At 64.2% G+C, this 5748-nt stretch carries 6 protein-coding genes; all 6 read left to right on the forward strand.

The genetic code is table 11. The features are described 5' to 3' along the window. Positions 1–652: dehydrogenase (locus H5T60_10690; GenBank protein ID MBC7242898.1), on the forward strand; the 652-nt coding region annotated here is incomplete at its 5' end. 22 nt (positions 653–674) lie between these two features. Beyond that, positions 675–998 carry an L-rhamnose mutarotase gene (locus H5T60_10695; protein ID MBC7242899.1) on the forward strand — a complete coding sequence of 108 codons (324 nt, stop codon included), beginning with the start codon at positions 675–677 and terminating at the stop codon, positions 996–998. Between the two features lie 25 nt (positions 999–1023). Further along, a complete protein-coding gene (locus H5T60_10700) occupies positions 1024–2301 on the forward strand; it encodes an L-rhamnose isomerase (GenBank protein MBC7242900.1) in 1278 nt (425 codons plus the stop codon). A gap of 2 nt (positions 2302–2303) precedes the next feature. Beyond that, complete coding sequence (locus H5T60_10705) at positions 2304–3584, forward strand: class II aldolase/adducin family protein (GenBank protein ID MBC7242901.1); 1281 nt, start codon at positions 2304–2306, stop codon at positions 3582–3584. An 11-nt stretch (positions 3585–3595) separates the two neighbouring features. Next, positions 3596–4360 (forward strand): class II aldolase, encoded by a 765-nt coding sequence (locus H5T60_10710; GenBank protein MBC7242902.1) that lies wholly within the window; start codon positions 3596–3598, stop codon positions 4358–4360. A gap of 38 nt (positions 4361–4398) precedes the next feature. After that, a complete protein-coding gene (locus tag H5T60_10715) occupies positions 4399–5742 on the forward strand; it encodes a hypothetical protein (GenBank protein MBC7242903.1) in 1344 nt (447 codons plus the stop codon). Positions 5743–5748 lie beyond the last annotated feature (6 nt).

Below are 5748 nucleotides of genomic sequence, written 5' to 3' on the forward strand. Positions count from 1 at the left end.
GCGCGTGCCCATGGTCATCCGCACCCAGGGAGGCGCCGTCCGCGGCAACGCCGCCCAGCATTCCCAGAGCCTGGAGATGTGGTTCGTCCACATCCCGGGTCTCATCGTCATCCAGCCGTCCACCCCGTACGACGCCAAGGGTCTGCTCAAGTCCGCCATCCGCAACGACAACCCGGTCATCTTTATCGAGCACAAACTACTCTATATCACTACCGGGCCAGTGCCGGAGGAGGAGTATCTGGTACCGATTGGGGTGGCGGACATCAAGCGCGCCGGCGACGACGTCACCATTGTGGCCACCTCGCGCATGGTGCACTTCGCCCTGCAGGCCGCCGGCGAACTGGAGAAAGAGGGCATTCAGGCCGAGGTCATTGACCCGCGCACCCTGAAACCGCTGGACATCGACGCCATCCTGCGCTCGGTGAAGAAAACCGGCCGGCTGGTGGTGGTGAACGAGGGCCATCTCACCGGCGGCTTCACCGCGGAAGTGGCCGCCCGCGTCCAGCGCGAGGCGTTCGACTGGCTCGACGCCCCCATCATGCAGGTGGCGACGGAGGATGTGCCTATCCCGTACAACCGCCAGCTCGAGTGGGAGGCTATGCCCAGCGTAGCAGACATCATCAACGCTGTAAAATCGGTCGTCTACCGCTGATCCATAAGCAAGGAGGGATTCCATGAAGCGCGTCGCATTTTTGCTGAAGGTCAAGCCGGATAAAATTGAGGAGTACAAGCGCATCCATCAGAACGTGTGGCCCGAAATGCTGGATGCCCTGCGCCGCAACGGCTGGCACAATTATTCGCTCTTCATGCGCGATGATGGTCTCCTGTTCGGCTATTTTGAGACGCCGGAGAGCTTCCAGGCGGCCCTGGCCGGCATGGCCAAGGAAGAGGTCAACAAACGCTGGCAGGATATGATGGCCCCCTTCTTCGAGGGCCTGACCGGCGAGCACGCCGACCAAAGCATGATCGAACTGGAAGAGGTGTTCCATCTGGATTAGTGCGCCGCATCCGACGAGGTGTCTGATGAACAACAAACCATCCGAACAGAGCATCCGCCAGGCCTATGCCCTGGCGAAAGAGCGCTATGCCGCGCTGGGGGTGGATACCGATCAGGCCCTCCAGAGACTGGCCGGCATCTCCCTCAGCCTGCACTGCTGGCAGGGCGATGACGTGCGCGGCTTCGAAGCGCCCGAGGCCGGCCTGAGCGGCGGCATCGCCGCCACCGGCAACTACCCCGGCCGCGCCCGCACCCCCGATGAACTGCGCCAGGACCTGGACATGGCCTACCGCCTCATCCCCGGCCGGCACCGCCTCAACCTGCACGCTATCTACGCCGAGACCGGCGGCCGCCGGGTCGAGCGCAATGAGCTTCGACCCGAGCATTTCGCCGGCTGGGCCGATTGGGCCATGGAGAAGGGACACGGCATTGACTTCAACCCCACCTTCTTCTCCCATCCCCTGGCCGACAGCGGCTTCACCCTGACGCACCCGGACGCCGGCATCCGCCGCTTCTGGATCGAGCACGGCATCGCCTGCCGCAAGATCGGCGAGTACTTCGGCAAAACCCTCGGCACGCCGTGCATCACCAATATCTGGATCCCGGACGGTTATAAGGACCTGCCGGCCGACCGCAAGGGCCCCCGCCAGCGGCTCATCGAATCGCTGGATGCCATCCTGGCGGAGAAAATTGACCCACGCTTTAACCGCGATTCTGTGGAGGGCAAGCTCTTCGGCATCGGCTCCGAGAGCTATGTGGCCGGCTCCCATGAGTTTTACCTGGGCTATGCCGTGACCCGCCGCATCCTGGTCTGCCTGGACACCGGCCACTTTCACCCGACCGAGCTTGTGTCCGACAAGATCTCGGCGGTGCTCCTCTTCGTAGACGAACTGCTCCTGCATATCAGCCGCGGCGTCCGCTGGGACAGCGACCATGTGGTGATCCTGACGGAAGAACTGCTGGCCATCATGCAGGAGATCGTGCGCGGCGGCTTCCTGGAGCGGGTGCATATCGGGCTGGACTACTTCGATGCCAGCATCAACCGCGTGGCCGCCTGGGTCATCGGCGCCCGCAGTGCACTCAAGGCCCTGCTAATGGCCCTGCTGGAACCGACCGAGCGTCTGCGGGAGATGGAGCTTGCCGGCGACTTCACCGGCCGGCTTGCCCTGCTAGAGGAGCTGAAAACCATGCCGCACCAGGCGGTCTGGGACTATTACTGTCTCCAGCAGGGCGTGCCGGTGGGGATCAATTTTATGGATGAGATACGCGCCTATGAGGCCAGCGTGCTGGCCAAGCGGGGTTGACCATGCGCTTTGAGCTCCTGCATCCCAGGGAACAACTGGTCCACATCATGGACCGCATCTACCGTTATGGGCTGACCACCACCTCCGGCGGGAACCTCTCGGTGCTGGAGGAGGACGGCACCCTCTGGATCACCCCATCGGCGGTGGATAAGGGAAGCCTGCGCCCCACCGACATCATGCGCATTGACCCCGATGGGAGCGTCGCCGGCCCGCATCAGCCCTCCAGCGAACTGCCCTTTCATCAGACGATCTACGCCCGCCGGCCGGACGTGCGCGCCATCGTCCACGCCCATTCGCCGTACCTGATGTCCTTCAGCATCGCCCGGCGCATCCCCGACACCCGCATCATCCCCCAGGCACATCATGTCTGCGGGATGGTGGGATACGCACCCTATGCCTTGCCGGGAAGCCCTCAGCTCGGCGAGGTCATTGCCGACACCTTTGCGCAGGGCTACGACGTGGTTCTGCTGGAGAACCACGGCGTGGTAACGGTCGGGCCAGATCTGCTGACCGCCTTTCAGCGGCTGGAGACGCTGGACTTCTGCGCCAAGACCCAGATCATGGCCGGCCGGCTGGGCCCCCTCTTCATCCTGACCGACGAGCAGATCGCCCGGTTCGAAGCGCCGCCGCCCCCGCTCCCCACCTTCACGCCGGCACGCCCTTCCAGCCGCGAGCGAGAACTGCGCGCCGAAATCTGCCGCTTCGTGCACCGCGCCTATGAACAGCGCCTGATGACCAGCACCGAAGGCACCATGTCCGCCCGCCTGGGCCAGGATGCTTTCCTCATCACGCCGTACGGCATTGACCGCCGCTACATTGACGTGGAGGACATCGTGCTCATCCAGGACGGCCAGGCGGAGGAAGGCAAGCGCCCCAGCCGGGCAGTGAACCTGCATCGGCGCATCTACGCCGACCATCCCGACATCGCCTGCATCGTGACGGCGCAGTCGCCGCACGCCATGGCCTTCGCGGTCACCCGCCGGCCGCTGGACACCACCACCATCCCCGAAAGCTACGTCGTGCTCCGCAAGGTGCCGCTGGTGCCGCACGGCCGGGTGTACCTGGCCCCGGAGACCATCTCCGCCGCCATCACACCGCAAAGCCCCACCCTGCTCATCGAAAATGACACCGTGCTCGCCACCGGCAAGAGCATTCATCAGGCTTTCGACCGGCTGGAAGTGGTGGACTTCACCGCCATGGCGGTCCTGAACGCGCTGGCTATTGGCCCCATCATCCCCATCGGGGAGAGGGAAATCTCGGAACTGGAACAACATTTCGCATAGGAGCAGAATCCATGTCCGCGGAGACGATACTGGAAAAACTGGTGGAAATGTCCCGCTACCTGGGCGACCCGGCCAATGACCTCGCCATCCTGGGAGAGGGCAACACCTCCGCCCGCATTGATGACGAGACCTTCTGGGTCAAGGCCAGCGGTTTCGAACTGCGCACGATTGATGCCGCCGGCTTCGTGCGGGTGCGCTTCCGCGACGTCCTCGCCGCGCTCGACCTGCCCAATCCTACCGATAAGGACATCCTTGCGCTTCTAGAGCGATCCAAGGTGGACGCCGGCGTTACCATCCGCCCCTCTGTGGAGACCATCCTCCATGCCCTGGTGCTCCAACTGGAGGGCGTCAATTTCGTGGGACACACCCACCCCACCGTCGTCAATGCCATCCTCTGCTCCCAGAAGGCCGAAGAGGCGGTCAGCGGCCGGCTCTTCCCCGAGGAGATCGTCTACTGCGGCGTGGCGCCCCTCTTCATCCCATATACCGATCCGGGCGTCGCCCTGGCCAGGGCAGTGCGAGACGGCCTGAACCGCTACCTGGACACGCATTACCAGCCGCCCAAGGTCATTCTCTTGCAGAACCACGGCCTCATTGCCCTGGGCAAGACCGCCGCGGATGTCCAGCATACCACGGCCATGTACGTCAAGACCGCCCGGGTCATCCTGGGCACCTATGCGCTGGGCGGCCCTCATTTCCTGCCGGCCAGCGCCGTGGAACGCATCCACACCCGCCCGGATGAGGAATACCGCCGCGCGTTATGGCGACAGCGCTAACCGGAGCAAGCTTAGACGATAGTCCCATGGACCAGCGCATGAGCGACATCGCAGAACTGGAGAAACAACTATCGGACTTTGACCCATCCCGCCGGCGGGAAGCCCTGCAGACGCTGGTTGACCTGGCACGGCAGGGGAAAGTAACCTTCCCGCCGGAAATGGATGTGGTTAACATGCACTGCCATACCTTCTTCTCGTTCAACGCCTACGGCTACTCCCCCACCGCCATGGCATGGCTGGCCAAGCGCCGGGGCTTTCGGGCGGTAGGCATCGTGGATTTCGATGTATTGGATGGGGTAGAGGAATTTCTGGAGGCGTGCGATCTGCTGGAGGTGCGGGGGGCCGCCGGCCTGGAAACCCGCGTCTACATCCCCGAATATGGGGATAGAGAGATCAATTCGCCGGGGGAACCAGGCATCTGCTATCACATCGGCATCGGGTTCATCTCGGGACAGGCGCCGGCGGAGGTTGCAGATACGCTGGAGGGCATGCGCCGGCGCGCCGCCCAGCGCAATCAGGAGATCGTCGCGCGCGTCAACGCCTACCTGGACCCGGTGACGGTGGACTACCAACGGGACGTCCTGCCCCTGTCGCCGGCGGGCAACCCGACCGAGCGCCATATCGTGCTGGCCTATATCCGGGCCGCGGCGAGGCGTTACCCGGATCCCGCCGGCTTCTGGGCCGAGAAACTGGCCATGCCGCGCTCCCAGGTCGAGGAGATGATCCAGGACAGCGCCGGCTTTCAGAACCTGGTCCGCTCTCGCCTGATGAAGCGGGGCGGCGTGGGCTACATAACCCCCAGCCCGGCCATGTTCCCCACGCTGGAGGAGCTGAACCGCCTTATTCATGCCTGCGGTGCGCTCTCCTGCTGTGCCTGGCTGGACGGCTTCTCGGAAACGGAGCGGGATGCGAAAGGTTGGCTCTCCTTTCAAGTCTCCAACGGCGCGGTGGCGCTTAACATCGTCCCCGATCGCAACTGGAACGTCGCCGACGAAGAGCTTCGCCGGCAGAAGGTCGCCCGCCTGCACGAGATCATCGCCGCGGCCGGCGAGCTTCACCTGCCGATACTGGTCGGGACGGAGATGAACAGCTTCGGCCAGAAGCTGGTGGACGATTTCGATGCGCCGGCACTGGCGCCCCACCGCCAGCGCTTCCTGGATGGCGCCTATTTCGTCGTCGGACACACCCTGTTACAGCGAGCGCTGGGACTGGGATATCACAGCGCTTGGGCACGGGAGCATTTCCCAGAGCGCCGGCGCCGTAACGACTTCTTCACGGAGGTTGGCCGGCGCGCGCCGGCCGGCGCGCGGGGAACGGCGCTTCTCCGCTCGCTGGGTCCCTCGCCTTCCCCGCAGGATATTCTGCGCGCCCTGGGAAGCTGACCATAT

It is taken from the genome of Anaerolineae bacterium, from assembly GCA_014360855.1.
Taxonomy (GTDB): Bacteria; Chloroflexota; Anaerolineae; order JACIWP01; family JACIWP01; genus JACIWP01.